Genomic DNA, 1150 nt, shown 5'->3' on the forward strand with positions numbered 1-1150 from the left:
TACGAATCTATGCTTTCCTATTACCTCAAATCGCAACCTACAATCCAGTGAACCGCCAAGTACGAGACCCGTACGCTTGGTGGTGTGAGAGGCGCACCTCGTCAGAGAAATCTGGCGAGGCCGTCTACTCGATTATGTGGCGTTTATTTTTTGTATTTTTTTTCTAATTCACGTCTAATTATTCCCGAAACTCTTTTCATTGTTGCGATTGTGAAGTCAAAATATTTACCATCTATTGGAATAATTTGGTTTAAAGTTCCACGTTTTTTGTCCCCCACTTTTTCCAAATAAATATCATTGACTCTCTTGTCATTATGCACTAGCAAGTCTCGAGTAGCCTTAATTTCAATATAGTCTATAAACTCTTCACCGTGAGTTTTACAGCCTGTTACTTCTTGGAAAAATTGTAAATATTGTTGGGGAGTGGCATAAGAAATACTGCTGATTCTGTCAGTAATAACTTTCTCGATTAGTACATCAATTGACTGAGAGCCCATTACAAAGTCAATGGGGACTGTTTTGTAGGGCTTAATTCCATTAACGTTAATACTCAATTTCTCGGGATATTCGGAGATTACTTCAGTAAGAGTCCTGAAAAGATAGCTCTCAAATTTTGAAACATTGGTAACGATAAAATTTTCAAATAAGTCTCTTTCAGCAATTTCCTTTAATAGTCCTTTCAACTCTTTATCAGTGCGAAAAGCCTCTTTTGAGAACAACTTACCTTTTCTTGACGGCACATTGTAAGTTTTATCTGTGTCGGCTTTATCGTCCTTTATTTGTGAAATCTCATTTAACAATATATCTCTTGTCCTTTGTATAAAGATGTGAGAGTTGTTCAACTCTTTAACAATGTCAAGATGATGCCGATAAATTCGTTTGTCGAGAGTTTGTTTTTTCACTGTGTCTTTATTTTAAATGCCACATAACGGTTTGCAGCTAAGAAACGTGGGGCTTTTCGAAGTACTTTCCTGTCCGCCCGCGACAAAGGTAGCCACGAAGAACGAACCTTGCGGAAACCACTATCCGCCCCATGTTTTCTTAGGTGCTGTGTGTGCCCGGCATGGGCATCTGGTATCGAAGATACCATAATATTCCAGAGGGTGCAAGTCCCTTACGTGCGGGGGTAACGCCCCGAAGCGTTAGCAAG

The 1150-nt window shown here is 39.5% G+C and carries 1 protein-coding gene; it reads right to left on the bottom strand.

The window, feature by feature from the left end:
* Positions 1-143: 143 nt before the first annotated feature.
* Complete coding sequence (locus IAQ59_RS21975; RefSeq protein WP_209333006.1) at positions 144-902, bottom strand: hypothetical protein; 759 nt, start codon at positions 900-902, stop codon at positions 144-146.
* Positions 903-1150: the final 248 nt, after the last annotated feature.

Source organism: Lunatimonas salinarum (genome assembly GCF_017811155.1).
GTDB lineage: Bacteria > Bacteroidota > Bacteroidia > Cytophagales > Cyclobacteriaceae > Lunatimonas > Lunatimonas salinarum.